General features: G+C 49.7%; 21 protein-coding genes. 16 read left to right on the top strand and 5 right to left on the bottom strand.

Going from position 1 to position 20,141, the window contains the following annotated elements; genetic code table 11:
* The first annotated feature begins 117 nt into the window (after window positions 1-117).
* The 11 genes from QMZ30_RS16535 (at window position 118) to QMZ30_RS16485 (ending at window position 11,809) form a co-directional block, all read left to right on the top strand.
* Window positions 118-2,268, top strand: coding sequence for a phage tail tape measure protein (locus QMZ30_RS16535; RefSeq protein ID WP_283228218.1), 2,151 nt, complete (start codon window positions 118-120; stop codon window positions 2,266-2,268).
* A gap of 151 nt (window positions 2,269-2,419) precedes the next feature.
* Window positions 2,420-3,196, top strand: a complete 777-nt coding sequence (locus QMZ30_RS16530; protein WP_283228217.1) for a DsbA family protein — start codon at window positions 2,420-2,422, stop codon at window positions 3,194-3,196.
* A 148-nt stretch (window positions 3,197-3,344) separates the two neighbouring features.
* A complete protein-coding gene (locus tag QMZ30_RS16525; RefSeq protein ID WP_283228216.1) occupies window positions 3,345-5,027 on the top strand; it encodes an ATP-dependent nuclease in 1,683 nt (560 codons plus the stop codon).
* A complete protein-coding gene (locus QMZ30_RS16520) occupies window positions 5,027-6,013 on the top strand; it encodes a LysM peptidoglycan-binding domain-containing protein (RefSeq protein ID WP_283228215.1) in 987 nt (328 codons plus the stop codon). The genes QMZ30_RS16525 and QMZ30_RS16520 overlap by 1 nt, the downstream gene beginning before the upstream one ends.
* Window positions 6,010-7,125 carry a phage late control D family protein gene (locus tag QMZ30_RS16515; protein WP_283228214.1) on the top strand — a complete coding sequence of 372 codons (1,116 nt, stop codon included), beginning with the start codon at window positions 6,010-6,012 and terminating at the stop codon, window positions 7,123-7,125. Before QMZ30_RS16520 ends, QMZ30_RS16515 begins: the two co-directional genes overlap by 4 nt.
* A complete protein-coding gene (locus tag QMZ30_RS16510) occupies window positions 7,122-7,733 on the top strand; it encodes a phage baseplate assembly protein V (RefSeq protein WP_283228213.1) in 612 nt (203 codons plus the stop codon). Before QMZ30_RS16515 ends, QMZ30_RS16510 begins: the two co-directional genes overlap by 4 nt.
* 3 nt (window positions 7,734-7,736) lie before the next feature.
* The gene (locus QMZ30_RS16505) at window positions 7,737-8,102 is read left to right on the top strand and encodes a phage tail protein (protein WP_283228212.1); all 366 of its coding nucleotides are present in this window, start codon (window positions 7,737-7,739) and stop codon (window positions 8,100-8,102) included.
* 3 nt (window positions 8,103-8,105) lie between these two features.
* Window positions 8,106-9,233 (top strand): baseplate J/gp47 family protein, encoded by a 1,128-nt coding sequence (locus QMZ30_RS16500; protein WP_283228211.1) that lies wholly within the window; start codon window positions 8,106-8,108, stop codon window positions 9,231-9,233.
* Window positions 9,234-9,896 (top strand): UCP028438 family phage-derived protein, encoded by a 663-nt coding sequence (locus tag QMZ30_RS16495; protein ID WP_283228210.1) that lies wholly within the window; start codon window positions 9,234-9,236, stop codon window positions 9,894-9,896. It begins immediately after the preceding gene.
* 66 nt (window positions 9,897-9,962) lie between these two features.
* On the top strand, window positions 9,963-11,378 hold the full coding sequence (locus QMZ30_RS16490; protein WP_283228209.1) for a gp53-like domain-containing protein: 1,416 nt from the start codon (window positions 9,963-9,965) through the stop codon (window positions 11,376-11,378).
* The gene (locus QMZ30_RS16485) at window positions 11,378-11,809 is read left to right on the top strand and encodes a tail fiber assembly protein (RefSeq protein ID WP_283228208.1); all 432 of its coding nucleotides are present in this window, start codon (window positions 11,378-11,380) and stop codon (window positions 11,807-11,809) included. Before QMZ30_RS16490 ends, QMZ30_RS16485 begins: the two co-directional genes overlap by 1 nt.
* 122 nt (window positions 11,810-11,931) lie before the next feature.
* Here QMZ30_RS16485 and QMZ30_RS16480 read toward each other — a convergent pair whose 3' ends face one another.
* Window positions 11,932-12,522 (bottom strand): Ail/Lom family outer membrane beta-barrel protein, encoded by a 591-nt coding sequence (locus tag QMZ30_RS16480; RefSeq protein WP_283228207.1) that lies wholly within the window; start codon window positions 12,520-12,522, stop codon window positions 11,932-11,934.
* 216 nt (window positions 12,523-12,738) lie between these two features.
* Window positions 12,739-12,909 carry a hypothetical protein gene (locus tag QMZ30_RS16475; RefSeq protein ID WP_283228206.1) on the bottom strand — a complete coding sequence of 57 codons (171 nt, stop codon included), beginning with the start codon at window positions 12,907-12,909 and terminating at the stop codon, window positions 12,739-12,741.
* A 201-nt stretch (window positions 12,910-13,110) separates the two neighbouring features.
* Between QMZ30_RS16475 and QMZ30_RS16470 the strand changes: the two genes are divergently transcribed.
* A complete protein-coding gene (locus QMZ30_RS16470; protein ID WP_039332852.1) occupies window positions 13,111-13,344 on the top strand; it encodes a hypothetical protein in 234 nt (77 codons plus the stop codon).
* Between the two features lie 352 nt (window positions 13,345-13,696).
* Here QMZ30_RS16470 and QMZ30_RS25920 read toward each other — a convergent pair whose 3' ends face one another.
* Window positions 13,697-13,789, bottom strand: coding sequence for a hypothetical protein (locus QMZ30_RS25920; protein WP_502921486.1), 93 nt, complete (start codon window positions 13,787-13,789; stop codon window positions 13,697-13,699).
* 810 nt (window positions 13,790-14,599) lie between these two features.
* On the opposite strand from QMZ30_RS25920, the gene umuD reads away from it, so the two are divergent.
* The 4 genes from umuD to QMZ30_RS16450 all read left to right on the top strand — a co-directional run bounded on the left by umuD (window position 14,600) and on the right by QMZ30_RS16450 (window position 16,946).
* Window positions 14,600-15,022, top strand: a complete 423-nt coding sequence (umuD, locus tag QMZ30_RS16465; RefSeq protein ID WP_283228205.1) for a translesion error-prone DNA polymerase V autoproteolytic subunit — start codon at window positions 14,600-14,602, stop codon at window positions 15,020-15,022.
* Entirely contained in the window at window positions 15,022-16,284 is a 1,263-nt protein-coding gene (umuC, locus tag QMZ30_RS16460) for a translesion error-prone DNA polymerase V subunit UmuC (RefSeq protein ID WP_283228204.1), read from the top strand. Before umuD ends, umuC begins: the two co-directional genes overlap by 1 nt.
* Before the next feature lie 80 nt (window positions 16,285-16,364).
* Window positions 16,365-16,580, top strand: a complete 216-nt coding sequence (locus QMZ30_RS16455; protein ID WP_283228203.1) for a hypothetical protein — start codon at window positions 16,365-16,367, stop codon at window positions 16,578-16,580.
* A gap of 159 nt (window positions 16,581-16,739) precedes the next feature.
* On the top strand, window positions 16,740-16,946 hold the full coding sequence (locus QMZ30_RS16450; RefSeq protein ID WP_283228202.1) for a hypothetical protein: 207 nt from the start codon (window positions 16,740-16,742) through the stop codon (window positions 16,944-16,946).
* A 57-nt stretch (window positions 16,947-17,003) separates the two neighbouring features.
* On the opposite strand, the gene QMZ30_RS16445 is transcribed toward QMZ30_RS16450, so the two are convergent.
* Together QMZ30_RS16445 and katE are read right to left on the bottom strand one after the other, a co-directional pair.
* A complete protein-coding gene (locus QMZ30_RS16445; protein WP_283228201.1) occupies window positions 17,004-17,396 on the bottom strand; it encodes a YgiW/YdeI family stress tolerance OB fold protein in 393 nt (130 codons plus the stop codon).
* Between the two features lie 143 nt (window positions 17,397-17,539).
* Window positions 17,540-19,804, bottom strand: coding sequence for a catalase HPII (katE, locus tag QMZ30_RS16440; RefSeq protein ID WP_283228200.1), 2,265 nt, complete (start codon window positions 19,802-19,804; stop codon window positions 17,540-17,542).
* Between the last annotated feature and the right edge of the window lie 337 nt (window positions 19,805-20,141).

The raw sequence follows: 20,141 nt of genomic DNA, 5'->3' as shown, positions 1-20,141 counted from the left end.
ATTGGTGGAACAATCAGTAGATCACATATCTCTATGCCTGTCTTATTTTACCCGCCCATTACTGGGGATTCCTCAGCGCGAAAGCGGGTTTTTTATTGCCTGAAATACGGAGTGTAGATGGATTTAGATGCCTATAAAGTCGCCGTCAGGCTCAGTCTGACTGAAAACATCTCCGCTGGTTTACTCGCTGTTTCCCGCAGGTTCGCTGATACCCATCAGCAGGCCGCATTGTTTCAGGCGCAGATGAAACAGATAGGCAGAATGACGATCGCCGGTGGTGGTCTGACGGCTGTTGGCCTGGGTATCACAAAGGGACTGGATGCCACCCTCAAGGCGGCTCGCGATCTGGTGCGGGCGCAGACTGATTTCCGCACGCTCAATCTTTCCGCCCAGAATAACGCCGCCGTGACGGGGCAGGCGCAGTTGCTGGCGCATCAGACGCTGGGAACTACGATCGCAGGTAACATCCGGCTGATTCAGGACCTGCATACCGCATTTGGTGACCTGCACCATGCTGTTGAGACCGCACCTGAATTTGCGCGCTATGAAGCAACAGTACGTATGGCACTCGGCAAAGGCGCAACTGACGGACTGGTCAATGCCGCGGCGAAAGCATTAGAGCATCGCGGCGGCGCGGTTGTGAATGACCCCACCCGGTTCCAGCATGAACTGGCGATGATGTCTCAGGTTCAGCTTGCGTCCCGCGGGCGTGTCAGCCCGAAAGACTTCCTCGCGGCCTCGCAGACGGGCAAAGTCGCTTATATGATGCTCGATCCGCAATATCTCTATGGCCAGTTCGCGGGGCTCATGAGCATGGATAGCGGTGGGAATAAGTCCGGTACTGCGCTCATGACAGCATTCAGTTCGCTCATCGGCGGTCATATGGACCGCAAGGCAAAGGGATTTCTGGCTGAACTGGGGATGCTGGAAGAAAATGTCAGTCCCGTACGACTGAAGATGATGCGCGAGGCTATGCGCAACATGTCGGCAGAGGACAGGGATGTATACCGGCTGAGCCTCGGCAGTGAGTCCGTTACCAGCGGCGGCCTCAAACCGGAGTATGCGCGACTGTTTTCCCGTCCTGACAAGCTGGCCGCCGTGATGGCGGAGAAAATCCGGCAGCGTTACGGCAGCGGGCTTACCGATGAACAGGTCGGGAACATGCTCGGTGAATACCTGAACCGTAACGCTGGACAGTTTTATGGTCAGCACATCAAGAATGCCACCAAACTGAGAAAAGACGCCGCGGTGTTCCACCGTGCGCAGAGCTACAGTGCGGCTTACGACACCTACCTGAATTCACCTGATGGAGCAGCGGTCGCCCTCACTGCCGCCTGGACCAACCTGAAAGCCATTCTGGGCATCCAGTTGCTGCCCACGGTAACCAGTCTGACGCTGGGACTTACACGATTTATCGAAAAGCTCAGCCGGTTCGCCGAAGACAATCCGTGGGCCACAAGGATTGCAGCGTATTCAGCGACGGCGCTCGCAGGTCTGACACTGCTGTCCGGTGGCATTCTGCTGTTAAGCGCCACCATTGCTGGTGCAAGGCTGGTGGGCAGTCTCGGCGTTATAACTTCTGTTGCCGCGATGCTGGGGGGGCCGGTGACGCTGGCCATTGCAGCAGTTGCAACTGCCAGTGTGCTGATTTACAGCAACTGGGGGCGTATCCGTCCCGCGCTGACGGGCATGTGGAAAGAGTTCAGTGAAGTGGCCAGCACGACCTGGGCTGCAATAAAGGGGATGGGACAACACTTCATAAGCTGGTGGGAAGGCATTGAGGCAAGAGCCGATAAGTTCGGTGAGCGTGCGCAGTCAGGCTTTAACCGGTTGTTTGATTACATTATCGGCCTGCTCAACACCCTGCCTGGCGTCAACATCCCGACATCCGCTGAACGTCAGCTGAAAAAGAGCGCTTACACACTCTACGATGATATTGAGTCCATTACCCGTGGCACACACGTCCCCGGAGCCCATTCGGCCATGGCGATCGCCCTTGCAGGTCAGGGCAGAAATCATGCAGGCGTTGATTACGCAAAAGGTATGCGGACCCTGCATCGCGGTAATGACGTTCCCCCATTGCCAGAAAGAACTCAGCAGATGATTCAGGTACACAGCAAGGTGTATCTGGATAAGAAGGCAGTGGGCGAAGCTGTTACGCAGCATCAGGTGCGTGAGGCGACTCGTGCACCTGCAGGTACCAGCGCTTTTGACTCATCCATGCTGCTGATGCATCCCGGCCATGCCAGCAGCCTGTCAGTTCCGTAACCCCCGCTTAGTTTAACTCCTCAGCTTCGCAAATATTCAGAATTCAGAATGCTGTTATCGCCATGCTGCGCGCTCTGGTCGTGGGTTAACCATCACCTCACTGACAAACGCACAGTCGCGGAGGCCGCGAGTTTCTGGATGGAGTATGGGTATGCTGAAGAAGATATTCGTTTTACTTGGGTTGATTTCCGCTGGTGCGGCAGTAGCGGGGGCTGACTTTAATGAGCCCCCCTCTGACTCCAGCATCTCAACGCCGACAAAGGTGGCTTTCTCATCTGCCAGACCGGCACAGGTCGTGGCACTGATTCATAACAAACTGCTTAATGACCCCATGGCACCCGTGGTGGGGGCTGAGCACCCAGTGTTGAAAATTGTCAGCTTCGTTAACTATGACTGCATTCATTGCAGGCAACTCGACAGCAACCTGGAAAAACTGCTCAAGGCGTACCCCCAGATTGCGATCACTTACAGATTGATATCGTATGGTTCCGAAGCGTCTACCGCGGCAACGCGTATGGCTCTCACAGTCTGGATTGAGCAACCTGAAAAATTCCATGCTTTCCACCATGCACTGATGGCCTATCCAGGCATGGCGGATGATGATCGTATTCGATCAGCTCTAAGAACGGCGGGTGTAAAGCTGAATAAGTTCAGGCCCGATACTTACCACCTCATTGAGGTCAACAAGGAGTTGCTGCGAACACTGCAGTATTCTGGTACACCGACAACTTTCATTGGTGATCGCGTTCTTTTGGGGGCAGTGTCTTATGAAGATCTCGCCAGTGCAGTTGACGCTGCATTAGAGGATGAAAAGGTACTTCCTAAGTTCTTACCCGGTGACATCATTGAAACAGTAATAAACCAACACATTTATCTTTCTACTTTTCCGCAGGCAGATGTTAGTTACCAGAACATAAACATGCAGTAAGTGAACTAAATCAAACAGCTGAGTTGATTTGTAGTTCACCAAATCAGTGGATTTTTCATTCAAAAAAATGAATTATGAACTATCAGGGTTGAGTGAAACCTATGCGCCTAGTGTGATTAATGAAGTTTAACTTTGTTAAGGTGATGAAATGGAAAGGAAACCTAGTGTTTATGTTGAAGAGATAACATTCTCTGATGGTCAGACCTTTATCTTCAATCAAAAAGATAAGGTCATCTATGTTGGTCCAAACAATAGTGGTAAATCACAAACTTTGCGAGAAATAGTAGAGCTTAACGCTTCTGATGCCATAACTAAAGGAACTGTCATCCATGAAATTAAATTAGTTAAGCAAGGCACACAAGATGACTTGGTTAATTTTCTGCTGACACATGGAACCTTAAGTAATGATCATTACAACTATGGAGCATTGACTATTCATACTTCTTGGCTTTACCCATGGGGTAACGGCTCTAAACTTACCTATATTCATCCGATGTTTATGAAAAACATCTCTGCTAATGATCGACTTAGTATTTGTAACCAGCAAAGCAGTATTCGACGCGATGAGCCAAAAACTAAGCCTCAGCACATTCTGTATGAAAGTGCAGCGCTCATGTCTCATATAAGCTCACTATTCAAACGAGCGTTTAATAAAGATATTATGTTTAACTTTCGAGGTGGTAGCGTAATGCCTATTCATGTGGGGAAGTTACCACCTCCAGAAATAATTGACAGGGCAAGTGACGAGTATGTCGATTATGTGGAAAAGAATCCTCTTCTTGATAAGCAGGGGGATGGAGTCAAAAGCTTTACAGGAATATTGTTTGAAAGCATCGTGCAAAAATTTGACGTTACGATGATAGACGAGCCGGAAGCTTTTCTACATCCACCACAGATGAGATTATTAGGAGAAACATTATCCTCTGAAGTTGAAGGTCAGCTTTTTGTTGCGACTCATAGTAGTGATATATTACGAGGCTTTCTAGAAGGGACGAAGGGGAATATTAGAATACTTAGAATTCAACGCGAAGGTGATGTTAATGTTGTTCACGAAATCGATAAAAAAGCCGTGGAAGTCTTATGGGCAAAACCAGTCCTAAGATATTCTAACGCCTTGGATTCATTATTCCATGAGCAGGTAATAATTTGCGAAAATGACAGTGACTGCAGGTTGTATAATTATGCCGCGGATTATTTAATAAACGAGGTTGACAAGAGTTTCCCTGATACATGTTTCGTCCCAACTGGTGGAAAACACGCTATTCCAGGAATTGTTGAAGCAATCAGAGCATCAGGAGTGCCTGTTAAAGCTATATTCGATTTCGATCTTATATCTGAAAGGAATACGATTAATAAAACATTAGATGCATTTGGTTGCCCAAAAGATGAAAAGGAATTAATCCTGGATTTATGGGGTCAAATAAATTCATCGGTTGTACAGGGTTTTAAAGAACCTGATCCAGATGAGTTTAAAAATTATTTGACTAAGTTAATTGATAGTATCCCAGCAGAATCATTGTCAAAAAGTAAAGTTGAAGAAGCGTTCAAACAGAAGAAACCTTGGAGCAAGGTTAAGCGAGACGGAATTATGGGGTTACCAAAAGGAAATGTCAGGAAGGTTTTCACTAATTTTAATGACAGATTAAAAAAAATGGGTATTTTTCTTGTGCCTGTTGGCGAAGTTGAAAATTTTTGTCCTGAGATAGGGTTACATGGTCCTTCTTTCGTAGAAAAATTTTTGGCAGAGCAAACCCTCGACTCAACTGACCTTTCCCCTCTACTTGATTTTGTCGAAGATGTTTATTCGAATCAGGCTAAAAGTTCGCTTTGATGAGTGTTTTAACGCAGTTCGCGCAGGGCATTGACCCGACAGTCACCCGCCTGGTGTTGGGTGACTTCGAATTTCTGGACTTTGAGGTTCCCGAGCGCATCGCGATCCCCGGTAAGCAGAAAACGGTCCAGCACCAACTAATCGGGGGTCGGCGCATCATCGATGTTCTGGGTACCGAATACGAACCGCTTACCTGGTCAGGGATCATCACCGGCTCGCAGGCCAGTGAACGGGTCAGTGCTCTTGAGCGGATGCGGGATGAAGGGAGACCAACAGTGCTGACGATGGACGATTACCGCTTCACGGTAGTCATCACCAGCTTCTCGCCCGTGTATGAATTTATCTGGCGTCGCCCGTACTCCATTGAAGTAGCCGTAGTCAGCAATGATGGCGCTCCGACCAAAGTCGATGCGCTGACCGGTGCATTGCAGGGGCTGATTAACAGTGACCTCGGACGTGCGCTGAGTCTGGCCAACATAATCAATATCGATGCGGTAACACAGACAGTGAAACACCTGCATCAGGCTGTTAAGCAAGTCACCGACTTTGCCCATGCCACGGTCGTGCAGATTCAGGCTGTGGTGAGGCCACTGATAGCGGCCCGAAACATTATCCATCATGAGTTGGCCCTGCTGGAATCTGCGGCATACGAAATCACGTCACTGGGTGGCCTCTTACCTGGAAACCCGATATCAAAAACTGTGAGTAATCTGCTCAGGCAGTCAGACCACACCACACGTATCCAGGCCTTGTACCGGTTGCAGGACGTTCTGGGGCGTCTGAATAAAAATGTCACGACGGGACAGTCAGCGAATGGCATCAGGGCGGTAACACTGTCGGGTGGCAACCTGTATCAGGTCTCATCAGAACAGTATGGCGATGCTTCGCTGTGGACCTGTATTGCCGATGCTAATGACTTAGCCGATCCGCAATTAAGCGGCATTCATACCCTGAAAATTCCCACCAGCCTGAAGAGTCAGCGATGAACGTCAACAACCCCAGTATTGAATCCAGCGCCCGCCATATCAGCGGGCGTTGTCTTTTAAACGGTGTTGAAGTTCCCTTTGTCTCATTTTCGGTTGAGGACAATGCGTTCCGCGGGGCGTCAACGTTTGATCTGACACTGGCCATCTCAGCGCTGCCGGCTTCCATGCAGATGCTGAACTGGTGGGCGGTACAGACGACTATTCAGGTAGAACTGTTCATCTCGATTATCACGCAGGCTGGTATTGATGAGAAAAGGCACATCACGGGTAACATTGATGCCTGGCATTACCAGCCCGCACGATTCGAGATAACGGCTGAGGGTCGGGATTTAACTGCGCTGCTTATTGATGCGAAAACGACTGGGGAGAGTTTTAAAAATCACACCAGCTCGCAGATAGCGACTCTGCTGGCGCAGCGTCATGGGCTTAAAGCACATGTCACGGCGACGACACAGCGCATTGGGGAGTTTTATCAGATTGATAATGCGCACCTGACAGGCGAGCAGACCGAGTGGGATTTACTCAGCACTATAGCGGGCATCGAGAATTTCTCAGTGTTTGTGGAGGGGGACTGCCTTTATTTTCACCCCTTGACAGACCCGCAGAATGCAAAGCATTACGTAATCCGCTGGCAGCCTCCGGGGGTGATGGCTTTTCCTCAGTGCAATCTTTCCGACGACCTGTCTTTTTCACGTGCGCTGACGATTTCCAGGGGTGTCACTGTTGAGGTGCTGAGCTGGAATGCGAAGCGAAAGAACAGGCAGTTTGTTGCGACTTACCCGGAATCATCAAAGGGCGCTTCACCCGGGCACGCGAAAGCCAAGACTCAGGTTTATCGCGTGATCCGAAATGGCCTGTCACCCGAGGCGGCAAGCGCCCTGGCGCAGTCAATTTACCGTCAGATTGTCCAGCATGAGCTGGCGTTCAGTGGATCCACTGCTGGCGACAACTTGCTGACACCACGGACACTCGTTCGTATTGAGGGCACGCAAAGCCCGTTCGACCAGTCATACTGGTGTGATCGCGTGCGTCGGACGCTCAGCTGGGACAATGGCTACACCATGCATCTGTCCGGGAAGAATCACAGTCCGGCGCTGGAGGTGCGGCAATGAGAGTCTTACTGAATGTCATGGCGGCAACGGCAAGGCAGGCCACCATGGGAGATAACGGTACCCGGCAGGGCATCATCACCGCATATGATCCGGATGCCTATGCGGTGAAAGTGCAGTTGCAACCAACAGGTGAGGAAACGGGCTGGATCCCCCTCAGCTCACCCTGGGTCGGCAACGGCTGGGGCATGGCCGCGGGACCTATGATTGGTGCAGTCGCGGAGGTCGAGTTTGATTCAGGCCTGCCGGGCGCAGGCATGGCGTCAGGGCTGTTCTACAACGATGAAGACCGCTGTTCGGGACCACCCTCCGGCGAGTTCTGGCTGATGCATAAGAGTGGTTCAATGCTCAAATTCCTGAACAGCGGCGAAGTCCTGTTGAGTGCGAAAGACAAACTCACCTATGACGCACCAGTGCATCACTTCACTGGCGGTGACGTGCTGGTTGATGAAAATCTGAAGGTTGTTAAAGACATTCGAGACAGGGATGGCCAGTTCGGTACGGTGCACCGGATCCGCACTGTCTATACCGGTCACACACACTTCGAAAATGGCCGGGGCCAATTTACTCAGCCCCCTAAACAACAAATCTCATCCTCAAAGTCGCGGTAATCCATGTTCGACCTCTACCACATGATGGGCGGAGACCTTGATGTCTCGCCTGCGGGCGACCTGCGCCCGGTAAATGAGCGGGAGCGGGGCAGACAGCGCATTTTGCGTCGTCTCCTCACCAATCCTGGTGACTATTTGTTTCACCCTGACTATGGCGCCGGACTGGGAAAAAAGGTGGGTGAAAACATTCACCCGGGAGAGTGGCGCGCGCTGATTGTCGGGCATATGTTGCTTGAGGAGGCTGTTTCATCCAGTCCGCCACCGCAGGTCCGTCTCTCCCTGATTGAAGGCGGCGTTAGTGTCTCCGTGTCATACACCAATGCACTGACGGACACACCCGAAACACTCCGTTTTGACGTAACGAGGTAATGCGTGGCTGCAATCAATATTAAATCCTTTGCTGAGCTTGTCAGCGATCAGGTCACGGCAATTCAGGCCAGAACGTCGAAGCTGGTGGATTTCTCCATCGGCAGCATCCTCCGGTCGCTGGCTGAATCAAATGCCGGCGTAGCCATGTGGATACAGCAGCTGATTGTGAAACTGCTGGTGACCACGCGAGCGGCAACCTGCTCTGGTGAAGACCTGGACAGCTGGATGGCAGACTTTGGATTCACCCGGCTTTCCGCCGTACAAGCAACCGGACTGGTGAATTTTAGCCGGTTTACAGCAACGAACCCGGCGCTGATTCCGGAAGGCACACAGGTCACTACAACAGACGGGAGCCAGAGCTATTACGTTATTGCTGACAAAGGAAACAAAGCATGGGATGCAAATCTGTCTGGGTATGTTGTTGCGGCGGGCGTCAGTACCGTGACCGTTATGGTGCGTGCCAATACTGCAGGTGCGTCGGGGAATGCACAGAAAGGCATGGTTTGCGTGATTACAGGTTCAGTGCCGTACGTGGATACGGTGACTAACACTGTCACATTCACGAATGGTAAAGACGCGGAGTCTGATGACGATTATCGTGCCCGCTTCGTCCTGTGGATCGCATCACTGTCGAAAGCCACAAAAGCGGCCATTGGGTATGCAATTGCCAGTCTGCAGCAAGGGGTGACTTATACTCTTACTGAAAATTACAGCAAAGACGATGCGGAAAAACCGGGATATTTTTACGCCGTAGTCGATGACGGCACGGGTAAACCGTCGCGTGATTTTCTCGACAGGGCATATATGGCCATCGATGCCGTTAGGGGATTTACTGTCACATTTAGCGTATTCGCACCCGAGGTTGTTAATGCTGACGTCACGCTCATTATCACCACAGAACCATCCGCAGATCATACCGGGGTAGTCACTCTCGTCAAACAGGCCGTCACGCGATACATCGACAGTCTCTCGCTTGGGAAACTGCTGGCTTATACCCAGCTGATCAGAGTCGCCTATGGCGCCAGTCCTTCAGTAACAAACATCACCGCGCTTACGGTCAATCAGGGGAAAGCAGACCTGGTTGCCTCTCACAGGCAGGTCATCCGACCCCACAGCATTACGGTGAGCTGAATGGCAAAGGGTGACCAGAACGACTTTTATGCACGAATCCTGGCGCTGCTGCCCACTGGCTGGTTTGCTGACAACAGCCCACTGCTCAATAGTGTGCTGGTGGCTGCCGCACGGACACTGGCCTGGTGTCACACGCTGTATCGTTATGCGCAAAAGCAGACACGGATTTCAACCGCCACGGAAGGCTGGCTGGATATGGCCGCCTACGATTTCTTTGGCGATGCTCTGCAACGTCCGGTAGGTATGACAGATGACGCTTTTCGCAAACAGACGCTGAATCATCTTTTCAGGGAATGCGGCACGCGCCAGGCGATCATCAGCGTGCTGATAGAGATGACAGGTAACACGCCTGTCTTGTTTGAGCCGCAACGCCCTGAAGATACGGTTTCATACGGCGGCCCAGCGCTGGGGTACGGAAAGGCGGGGGGATATGGCTCGCTACTGATACCTTATCAGGCATTCGTTGTTGCATACCGGCCCCGGGGATCAGGTCTTCCTTGTATTGCGGGGTACCACACCTCGCCATCCGGATACGGTACGCCATCCCGCGGGGAATATGTTTCGCTGGACATGTTCCGGGGCGAAGTGACCGATGCGCAAATATATGCTGCGGTGGCCGAGGTGAAGCCTGAAGGCACTATCGTGTGGGTCAGACTGCAGTGACACATCACTTAATACTGAACAACACTCTGGCCACCATAGCAGTGGCCATTTTTATTGGAAATAACTATGGATCGTCAGATTGTTTATCCGGGTCAGATTCCGCTTGAAACAGACCTTCTCAACACCAATAAATTCGCCATGATTGGTCTGGCGAAACTGTCCGCTGCCATTCTGGGACAAGATACCTGTCTCTTCGGCCTAGCCTGCACACCCAGCGTGCCTACATCAATGACGGTCAGTGTGGGGGAAGGCCAGATTTACTCGCTACAGAGTATTGATGGTGCGGCATATTCCTCACTGCCAGCAGACACCACGAACAGTATCGTCAAGCAGGGGCTGCTCATGGCCCCGATGACATTTACGCTGAAGGCACCTGTCACTGCGGGGCAGAGTATCAATTACCTGATTCAGGTGGCTTACAGTGATGTGGATTCGGGCCCGACCGTCCTGCCTTATTACAACGCAGCTAACCCGGCGATCGCCTACAGCGGCCCCGATAATGCAGGCACTGCACAAAGCACCATACGTTCGGGTGCCTGTCACATAACGGTAAAAGCAGGTATTGCGTCAGCCAGGGGGGCACAGATGACGCCGCCCCCCGATGCCGGCTACACATCAGCGTGGGTGATCACGGTTAATTATGGTGATCGCGTAATAGATTCGGAAGCTATCCGACATGCTGATGGCGCGCCATTCCTGCCAGCTGACGGCCTCATCAGTGCGATTCAGCAGGGCACACTGACTTACGGGGAAGATACCGGTACAGCAAACCACTATCAGATTTACTGTCATCCAGCTGTGAGCCAACTCAGCGACGGTATGCGACTGCATTTCCGGGCGAAAAACACAAATACGGGTCCGTCATCGTTTGGGGTGAGTCAGTTGCCCGAAGCCAGTATTTTCACAACTGGACATGAGGAACTTCAGGGCGCGCAAATTACTCAGGGACAGGTTGTTGAAGTTGAGTGGAACAACACACTCGGTGCATGGATCCTGTGCTCTTCCTCCAACAGCTTCAGCCGACAGGAATCTGACAAGCGCTACCTGTCGCTTGAGGGTGGCGAAGTAAAAGGGACGCTAAGGGTTGAAGGTACACTGAGTACGGACAGAGCATTAGAAATCGGGAAGTCAAAACTCACGCCTGAAGGAGACATTTCAGGAGAGTTATGGGAAGGAAGTTTAAACGCCTGGCTCAAAGGCCGTTCGACTAAATTAAAAACTAAAAAGGATGATCCAGTTTTTATCTGGAAGGATCCGGGCAGTAAACTCATTATGCAGGGAGGGCATCTTCAAGCGAGCGGTGGTGAAGTAAAGTTTCCTGCTGTTTTTCCGCGTAAATGTTTCATCGTAACAATAACTCAGTCCGGCAAACACAACATGAGTAAAGATAATTCGTATGTAGACAGTGTTAACAATCTTCAGTTTACTCTACATGCAGGAAGCGGTGAGACATCTTTTTACTGGCTGGCTGTGGGATGGTAATGATGCAATTCGGTTATAGTGAAAAAACAAATGCTTTTTATTTTATGGATGAAGAGGATGCCTACAGAGGTAGTGGGTTCTGGCAGGAGGATATCATTCCTGTAACTGACGAAATATGGCGTGAGTTTGTCAGCGAAGCACTTTCAGGAAAAAAACGGGGCGCAGATGCGAAAGGCCATCCTTGCTGGATTGATTTGCCACCTTTATCAGCTGATGAGTGTCGTAAGCATCATCTGTTAATGAAAAAAGAAAAGCTCAACGAAGCACTTGAAGAAATCCGCAAGCTCGAAATCATTTCTGGTATTACAAACCTTACATCGTCAGATAATGCAAAGCTGGTAGAGTGGAAAAACTACCTTCAGAAAATTTATCACGTTAGCCCTGAAGAGACGAATGTCACCTGGCCTGAAAAACCAGAAGACGATTCATAAGTAATAAGGGTATTTTGCAGACTTAATGCTGTATCTGTTTACGAGTGTGGTTCAGGTACTAACAGGATGATGTCGAACTGGCGGCCATGCCACAAGACATAGCCGCCATGACAGATTTCACATCAGAAGCGATAACCCGCACTTACCAGGATGCCATTGATACTGTGTGCTTTCTCATCAAACATGGCTTTAGAGCCTTCATATCCCACCGTTAAGGACAGGTTGTCAGTGACATTAGCGATCATGCCAAAACCGAAGGCAAATTTATTCGATGCGGTCACATCATCACCGACTGAAAGAATTCCTTCAGACGGTAGTTTGACCTTCGTATGAGCAAGTCCGGTCAGGGCATAAAGGCTGACTGAATCATTAAGTCTGAATGTCGGCCCGGCCATCACGGAATAATATTCCGCGCTTCTGTGAGGTGTTTCCTTTTCTTCATTTTTATCTTTCTCTCTTTTTAAAAGATTTCTCCCCCAACTGTTTTTCATGACAGATACAGAACCCATAATGCCCAGTGGATATTCGGTCTCATAATGAAGTTTCAGGTTGGCACCATCGAGACCTCCAAAATCTTTTAGTTCTCCGTGCTGATAACCCAGATAGACAGAAGCACGATTACCGTTAATATCAGGTCTGTTCATTGCGGCAGAAGCGGAGGTATGGATAAGTGATGCTGACAGCAGCAGGGCATAGATTAATCTGGTTTTCATGTATATTCCCGATAGAAATTAAATAACGATGTTTGTGGTGCGGGGGAAAATTACATGATGACCAAATCATTTAACTGCATGTTTTATTCAGGAAAAGAAATTATGGTGCAGCGTTCAGCTATTGTTGCGGATTAATGGTGGCACTAATCTTCGAAGCGCAGTGAGTTTAAACTGCAATCAAAATTCAATGCCCGATATGAAACCGGGCTTAATAAATCAGGACTGAGGTTGACCGACGGGACCCTGACCCTGTGGGCCACCCGGTACGGATTGCTCACTTGGGGCATGAGGACGACCATCGGGACCGACAGCAGGCCCTGGCTCCTGACAACCTGCCAGCGTCATCAGACTGGCGACAATAAACATCCCACCTAAAAAGCTCTTCATAAAAATCCTTTCTAAAGATCAGGCAACCCAGCGTTGCCCATTAAGCCTGGTCATGTCTGCCTGCTTATGAAAGCGAGACGGCAAAACTAAATCCCTTTTACTACCAATATGTTCGTGAGTTGCTTAATGAATCATGTTGATATGAGCGGTTATGTGCCGATACTGTACATAAATACAGTTATGGTGAATGAAGTGACTACTATGCCCCGTGATTATGAGATTCTGATTGCCTTCAGACAGGCGATAAAACGTGATGCCGTTGGCCGCTATACCATCAGCACTACCGATTTTGTGAAGGAACTTGAACGCCTGAACTGGCACTACACACTACGTGCCGCGAACAAGTGGATCGAAATGCATACGACGACTTTCAGGGACATATCACCGGAGGAGGGTGAAGAAAGGGTCTTTCAGGTGTTCAATCCCAATGGTTAAGTGGATGGCAGTTAGTGAAACGGGGGAGTTCAACTTAACTTCGGTGAGGTTGAAAAAAAACACATGAACCGGCCTTGAGTCCAGTTCATGTGGAGAGTGCTGACGATCCGATATTTATTTTTATTTGCCCGCCCTGCTGATCAGTATCACCAGGGCGTGGGTCCCCAATGGGTCTGGACCAGAAACACAATCACCAGAACCAAGACAGTGGTGACTGCAGGTATGATCAGGTATCGCATATTCAGTCTCCTGCATGTCTGATGACAAGCATTTGAATCAATGGCAACCCGCGTGCATTCTTCAGTGAATTGTTTACATGGTCAGAGTGCTGTTCGACCGCAGGTTTAGGATTTCAGAACCAGTTCAGATGCTCAGATAAACCAATAATCAAAACGACAACTGCAACAATGTTCAGTACAACGACAAATCTTGGTGAAACATCCATAAGTCACCTGTATTCAGAGCGTGCTGTTATGGTGCAGAAGGGTTTGCAGTCATTGACCAGCAAACAGTGTCTTACCACCACACCGGTGGAATATAGCCAGTTGTCAGATCGGGTAGCTTAGTGACGTTGTCACAAATACTTGCAGTGATAGGGTGCAGTCATCATCACTTCACTAACTCAGCGCTTAGTATTACAGTTCCGGTCACTAACACCTGATCATTTTGCTCATAAAGCATAGTGCAGGTCTGTATCAACCAAAAGCGGAGCCGTGGAAGGATTTAGATTAGCTTTGCCTTTCACATATCGGTATTCGTGTTAAACGACTCGAATAGCCTGATATCGGACGCTCAACAGTTAAAAAAAAAGCCCGCACAAGGCGGGCAAAAGCAGTGGCTTAGGAATGTCTCTCTCGCATGAAACGCATCCTGTGTGCTGTGCTTCCAGCCAATGACTGGCCCACATACCTTAGACCACTTTTTACTGAGTGCCAGAAGTTGTTAAATTAACTCATTAAATTCCATTAATTTCCGATAAGTCATTAACTAATTATTTTTAAAGGGAATATAAAGGTACTTAACCGAAGCGGTATGATGTTCTGCAATATTTTTCTCCTTTCATGTGGAGCTGAACACGAGCCCGTCATCTGCATAATTTCAGTTTTGACACCCGTCACCGTATTGCCTGACCAAGAAGTTCGACAAAATTCCTTTTCACACCAACACCTTCTTAAAAACACTCAAGAGGTGACTTGATTGATGGTGCAGTTAGATACTACTGTTTAAATATACAGTATCTGACTAGGGCATCATTATGGAGTTTTTCAGACCTGCGGATATCCGCGCCGTTCTTGAGTTACCACTTTTTATCGCCCGTGTTCCCTGCGGCTTCCCGTCGCCGGCACAGGACTACGTTGAACAGCGCCTTGACCTCAATAATCTTCTTGTGAGTCACCCGAGTTCGACTTATTTCATCAGAGTCAGCGGTGACTCCATGACTGAGGGCGGTATCAACGATGGCGATATGCTGGTGGTTGACAGTTCCGTCAAAGCGGAACACGGTGACATCATCGTCGCGGCCATTGCGGGTGAGTTCACCGTCAAACAGCTTATGCTGAAACCGTTCCTGCATCTCAAACCAATGAATGCGGCACACTCAGTCATACCGATACCAGATCCGGACCAGTTTGAAATCTTCGGTGTGGTGAAGCACTCCATTAAGACGATGGGCCGGTAATGTTTGCCCTGGTGGATGTGAACTCGTTTTACGCGAGTTGTGAAACGGTATTCAGGCCTGACCTGCGTGGCAAACCTGTCGTTGTGCTCAGTAACAACGATGGTTGTGTCATCGCAAGGTCGGCAGAAGCCAAGGCCATCAATGTCCCCATGGGCGCGCCTTACTTCAAACTTAAAGACGAATTCCGTCGGCACAAGGTACAAGTGTTCAGCTCGAACTATGCCCTTTATGCCGACATGAGCAACCGGGTCATGACCACGCTGGAAGACATGGCGCCAGCAGTTGAAATTTACTCAATCGATGAAGCCTTCATGAATCTGACTGGCGTGCGTAACTGCCGCGTGCTGGAGGATTACGGTCGGGATATTCGTGCGCGGGTTAAGCAGGACACGCATCTCACCGTCGGGGTCGGCATTGCACCCACCAAGACGCTGGCCAAGCTCGCCAACCACGCCGCAAAAAAATGGACTAAGACAGGCGGTGTGCTCGATCTGTCGAACCTGGATCGTCAGCGCAAGCTGATGGCGCTGGTGGCGGTTGAGGATGTCTGGGGAGTAGGGCGCCGCATCAGCAAAAAGCTGAATGCAATGGGCATCATCACGGCGAAAGACCTGTCGGAGCAGAGCACATATATCATCCGTAAGCACTTCAACGTTGTGCTGGAGCGTACCGTCCGGGAGCTGCGAGGAGAACCCTGCCTCGGGCTGGAGGAGTTTGCCCCGACGAAACAGCAGATTGTGTGCTCGCGTTCGTTTGGATCCCGTATCACCGAATACCAGGACATGCGTCAGGCGGTTTGCGCGTATGCCGAACGCGCAGCTGAAAAGCTGCGAAGCGAACGGCAATACTGCAGGCAGATCGCAGTGTTTGTGCGTACAAACCCCCATGCGGTTGGGGAGACGTTTTACGGCAACCAGGCGATGGGAAAGCTGATGACGCCCTCGAATGACACAAGAGATATTGTTCGCGTGGCCATGGAGTCACTGGATCATATCTGGCTGGATGGATGTCGTTTTATGAAGGCAGGGGTCATGCTGGGGGATTTTTACAGTCAGGGTGTTTCCCAGCTCAATCTCTTCGATGAGTTCAAACCACAGGCTAACAGTGAAGCGCTGATGCGCGTTGTTGACGGCCTTAATCAGAGCGGAAAGGGGAAATTATGGTTTGCGGGACAAGGGGTAAACAAGACCTGGGCAATGAAGCGGGAAATGCTGTCGCCGGCATACACTACCCGGTTTTCGGACCTGCCCGTCGCGAGGTAACGTTTTTACTCAGCCCTCTGCAGAAACTGCTGCCTGTAACTGATACATGCTATCTCGTTGAGTTGAAAGGGCGTAGCTGCATGATTGACGAGCTGAAAAAACCTGTAGATGGCAGCACTGTTTTGATTAGTGTGTCAGGCGTTCCTGAGTGGGGCGTGCTCTACTCGTATCCGCTAAGGATAGTGACTGAAGACGACCTGATGTTCATGGGGGATTTGCTTGATGATGTCACGATCGTTGGGGTCGTGACTCATGAAGTGATGACCATGAGCGCTACGGACGGATGCCCTTTCTGACGGTATCAGCGAGCAAAAAAAGGCCCGCACGGGCGGGCAAAATTCGTTACATGGGATAATCTCCATATAAGTTATGACGTTAGGTTATCTTGAAAGTTCGGATTTTCGTTCTATTTTTATTTTAAAATCAAACTGACGCTCACCACGGGCGGGAAAGCGATGAGAGAACACAGAGCAGGAATGATTGGCTGTGCCATTGGAACGGCTGTAATTGAACTGACAGCGAGAGGCGTGGCAATAAACAAGGAGAATATACTCTATGAGCTTGAGAGGATTGCTGCTTCGTCAAAGGACATACAGGTAAAGGCCTTTGCATTAGACGCGGCAAAGCTGTTAAGAAAGGGCGAGGAGCTGATACCGGATTAAATTCCTGAAGGGGATTACCCCTACCATTGTGACTGGCAGAGGTAATATTGTTGCGATTCAGGGTTCATCTATCCGCGAAACCTTCAGGTGTGCACTCTCTCCTTTGCCGAATACTTTACCGCTGACACGCACCTTGTCTTCAGCACTGTAAGTCTTCCCTTTGAAGGTGGACGCTGGCGCATCAATGATAACTGTCCCTGAGCTGTCGCGGAACTGGTACATGTCGCTACCCACCTTTTTAACGATATATCCTTCAAGTGTGACGTATCCCCCCTGACGGAAATCTTTAATGAGTGAGACCGGCGTCTCGGCTGTGTCTTCTGATCCTTTGTAACCTGCATCCTCTTTTTGCTGCGGAGGAGGGGTTTTCCCCTGTTCGAACCCACCTTGTTCGGCATATGCGCCGGAACTCAACATCAGCATAACTGCGAACCATGAGGCTTTGTTCATATCATTCTCCCTTTATGAATAACTCAGCTATAAGTCTGGCACACGATAAAAAGAATTCACCGAATCGACAGAGCCCGATGCTCTGACATCGAATGCAGCAAAGTCACATCCATCGGACATAACTGGATGTGACATTCAAACAGTCAGGCAGGCACTGAGAGGGCTTTCTGACTGCGTGACCAGATACGGTGTTCTTTCATTGCATCAATAAATGCACTGAGCACTGCATCATCTGACTGGTCTCCATCAACGATGCCTTCTTCAGCTTCATCGTCTTTCAGCGCAAACTGCGTTTTGAAACGTCTGGCTTCACCACTGAGACCAATCACTTTCAGGTGCTTATACGCTTCCAGCAGGAAGTATCTGCTGTCACCACTCAGCAGCAACGCATCAATATTACCGTCAGGCACAAACACAGCATCAAACGTCAGAGAAGGGAGTCCGGCAAAAGTCGCATCAACAGGTAAAACGGAACCGTCATCAGCACGGACCTGTCCCATGTGTGAAGCCAGTAATTTTGTATGGACACCTACAGCCTTGAGCCCCTGTAATACTGCTAGCACATCAGCAGACTTGACCCCATCACTGATAAGTAAAGCAACCTGGCGACCTTTTATCTCTCCATCAGGTTTTGCGTACAGGCTGAGGCTTAGATCTTTATTCAGACCATTTACAGCAGGTGCTGGTGTAGTATTTAACTGCTCGTCGGTTAACGAAATCCCCAGATTTTCGGCTACACCCTGTGCCAGAGCGATGTCTATATTCAGTAAATGATCGATAACGCGCTCACGAATATACGGGCGTGCGACTTTGCTTAACTCAAATGAGTAGGCACCGATAATATGCTCCTGCTCGACAGGTGTCTGGCTTAACCAGAATAACCGTGGCTGAGAGTAATATTCACCAAACGAAGGACTCCGCTCGCGCACCTTATGCCCTTCAATGCGTTCCTGATAACTGTCAAATCCACCTCCCTCAGCTGCAGGGGGCGTTTCTCGTGGCCAGTTATCATTGATTGAGTTGGGCTCATAATTCGCTGGATTAGTATCAATGTCCTGACGATGCATGCCCTGACGCTGGAAGTTGTGGTAAGGACAAACCGGGCGATTGATGGGGATCTCATGAAAATTCGGACCGCCCAGACGACTGATCTGCGTATCGGTATAAGAGAAGAGTCGGCCCTGCAGTAATGGATCGTTGGTAAAATCCAGCCCGGGAACAATGTGTCCTGGATGGAAGGCTACCTGTTCTGTCTCAGCGAAGAAATTGTCCGGATTGCGGTTCAGTACCATTTTTCCCACGATCTCCACCGGTACCAGCTCCTCCGGGATGAGTTTGGTTGCATCCAGAATATCAAAGTCAAATTTGAACTCATCCTCCTCAGGGATGAGCTGTAGACCTAATTCATATTCAGGAAAATCGCCGGCTTCTATCGCTTCCCACAGGTCCCGACGATGAAAATCCGGGTCGCGTCCGGTCAGCTTCTGTGATTCATCCCAAAGCAAGGAGGCTTTACCTGCAACTGGCTTCCAGTGAAAGCGCACAAAGGTAGCTTTGCCCTCTGCATTGATGAGACGGAAGGTATGAATACCGAAACCTTCCATAGTCCGATAGCTGCGGGGGATCCCACGGTCGGACATCGCCCAGATAACGTTGTGTAGCGTTTCTGGCTGCAGCGAAACATAGTCCCAGAAAGTATCATGCGCACTCTGACCCTGGGGGATTTCGTTGTGCGGTTCAGGCTTAACAGCGTGAACAAAATCAGGGAATTTATGCGCATCCTGAATAAAGAACACCGGCGTGTTGTTTCCGACTAAATCAAACACACCCTCATCGGTATAGAACTTCGTGGCAAATCCGCGGATGTCTCGCACCGTATCAGCCGATCCCGCGCCGCCCTGCACAGTTGAAAAACGAACAAATACAGGCGTTATTTGATCGGGGGCGGACAGGAAATGTGCCTTAGTCAGCTCCTTTAATGAGCGATAGGGCTGAAAATATCCGTGCGCTGCTGAACCTCGTGCATGAACGATGCGTTCGGGGATGCGCTCATGATCAAAATGCGTAATTTTTTCCCGCATGATGAAGTCTTCAAGCAGGGTTGGCCCACGTGCGCCAGCACGTAATGAGTTCTGGTCATTGGCGATCCGCGTTCCCTGATTCGTCGTCAGACTCTGGTCCGTGCCATTTTTACGGTGCACCTCAAGTTGCTCAAGTTTGGCGTTCTGCGTCTCAGGTGCCTTAAGGCTGCCCGGCGATGTGGGCTGCTTTCCAGGCGGAGTAGGTTCGGACGGCGGCTGATGTGAACCATCTCCAGGTGCAAGAGAACCCATTCCCGGTTGAGAGGACTCAGGCCCCTTAAATGGAGCACGTTGCTCTAAAGCTTTTTTTGATGTTTCATTCGACATTGCCATTATCCCATTAGAGTTATCAATTCACCCTATGAAATATAGGTCAAAAAGGGAGTGGTGAAATATTTTAAGGAGACTCTGTTGTTCCCGCTTTGCTTATTTTCATGTGTGTGATGGTTGCCAATCAAAAAAAGCTGGTGTATTAGATCTTTATTTAAGCGTAGCCGTAAGGCTTGAGGGTCTGGGAAAATTAATGAATCAAATGAGAGGGTGGGTTATTCAAAATAATGTAATGAAAAAATCCTCATTTTTAAGCCCTTAGATGGTAAGGTGCTGTTGAAGATGAACAGAAATTTTACGATCCGCTTATTTTTTGCGCTCCTACCTTTATCAA

It is taken from the genome of Pantoea sp. EA-12, from assembly GCF_030053355.1.
Classification (GTDB): Bacteria; Pseudomonadota; Gammaproteobacteria; order Enterobacterales; family Enterobacteriaceae; genus Pantoea; species Pantoea vagans_C.
Note: the sequence above shows the minus strand (reverse complement) of the source record. Positions and strands in the feature narration are given on the sequence as shown.

What these genes read in the sequence shown, in the direction of transcription:
- QMZ30_RS16515 (WP_283228214.1), top strand. Translation starts at nt 6,010, where the DNA reads ATGAACGTCAACAACCCCAGTATTGAATCCAGCGCCCGCCATATCAGC.
- umuC (WP_283228204.1), top strand. Translation starts at nt 15,022, where the DNA reads ATGTTTGCCCTGGTGGATGTGAACTCGTTTTACGCGAGTTGTGAAACG.
- QMZ30_RS16520 (WP_283228215.1), top strand. Translation starts at nt 5,027, where the DNA reads ATGAGTGTTTTAACGCAGTTCGCGCAGGGCATTGACCCGACAGTCACC.
- QMZ30_RS16470 (WP_039332852.1), top strand. Translation starts at nt 13,111, where the DNA reads ATGCCCCGTGATTATGAGATTCTGATTGCCTTCAGACAGGCGATAAAA.
- umuD (WP_283228205.1), top strand. Translation starts at nt 14,600, where the DNA reads ATGGAGTTTTTCAGACCTGCGGATATCCGCGCCGTTCTTGAGTTACCA.
- QMZ30_RS16475 (WP_283228206.1), bottom strand. Translation starts at nt 12,909, where the DNA reads ATGAAGAGCTTTTTAGGTGGGATGTTTATTGTCGCCAGTCTGATGACG.
- QMZ30_RS25920 (WP_502921486.1), bottom strand. Translation starts at nt 13,789, where the DNA reads ATGGATGTTTCACCAAGATTTGTCGTTGTACTGAACATTGTTGCAGTT.
- QMZ30_RS16485 (WP_283228208.1), top strand. Translation starts at nt 11,378, where the DNA reads ATGATGCAATTCGGTTATAGTGAAAAAACAAATGCTTTTTATTTTATG.
- QMZ30_RS16450 (WP_283228202.1), top strand. Translation starts at nt 16,740, where the DNA reads ATGAGAGAACACAGAGCAGGAATGATTGGCTGTGCCATTGGAACGGCT.
- QMZ30_RS16495 (WP_283228210.1), top strand. Translation starts at nt 9,234, where the DNA reads ATGGCAAAGGGTGACCAGAACGACTTTTATGCACGAATCCTGGCGCTG.
- QMZ30_RS16480 (WP_283228207.1), bottom strand. Translation starts at nt 12,522, where the DNA reads ATGAAAACCAGATTAATCTATGCCCTGCTGCTGTCAGCATCACTTATC.
- QMZ30_RS16525 (WP_283228216.1), top strand. Translation starts at nt 3,345, where the DNA reads ATGGAAAGGAAACCTAGTGTTTATGTTGAAGAGATAACATTCTCTGAT.
- QMZ30_RS16505 (WP_283228212.1), top strand. Translation starts at nt 7,737, where the DNA reads ATGTTCGACCTCTACCACATGATGGGCGGAGACCTTGATGTCTCGCCT.
- QMZ30_RS16445 (WP_283228201.1), bottom strand. Translation starts at nt 17,396, where the DNA reads ATGAACAAAGCCTCATGGTTCGCAGTTATGCTGATGTTGAGTTCCGGC.
- QMZ30_RS16490 (WP_283228209.1), top strand. Translation starts at nt 9,963, where the DNA reads ATGGATCGTCAGATTGTTTATCCGGGTCAGATTCCGCTTGAAACAGAC.
- QMZ30_RS16455 (WP_283228203.1), top strand. Translation starts at nt 16,365, where the DNA reads ATGATTGACGAGCTGAAAAAACCTGTAGATGGCAGCACTGTTTTGATT.
- QMZ30_RS16535 (WP_283228218.1), top strand. Translation starts at nt 118, where the DNA reads ATGGATTTAGATGCCTATAAAGTCGCCGTCAGGCTCAGTCTGACTGAA.
- QMZ30_RS16530 (WP_283228217.1), top strand. Translation starts at nt 2,420, where the DNA reads ATGCTGAAGAAGATATTCGTTTTACTTGGGTTGATTTCCGCTGGTGCG.
- QMZ30_RS16510 (WP_283228213.1), top strand. Translation starts at nt 7,122, where the DNA reads ATGAGAGTCTTACTGAATGTCATGGCGGCAACGGCAAGGCAGGCCACC.
- katE (WP_283228200.1), bottom strand. Translation starts at nt 19,804, where the DNA reads ATGTCGAATGAAACATCAAAAAAAGCTTTAGAGCAACGTGCTCCATTT.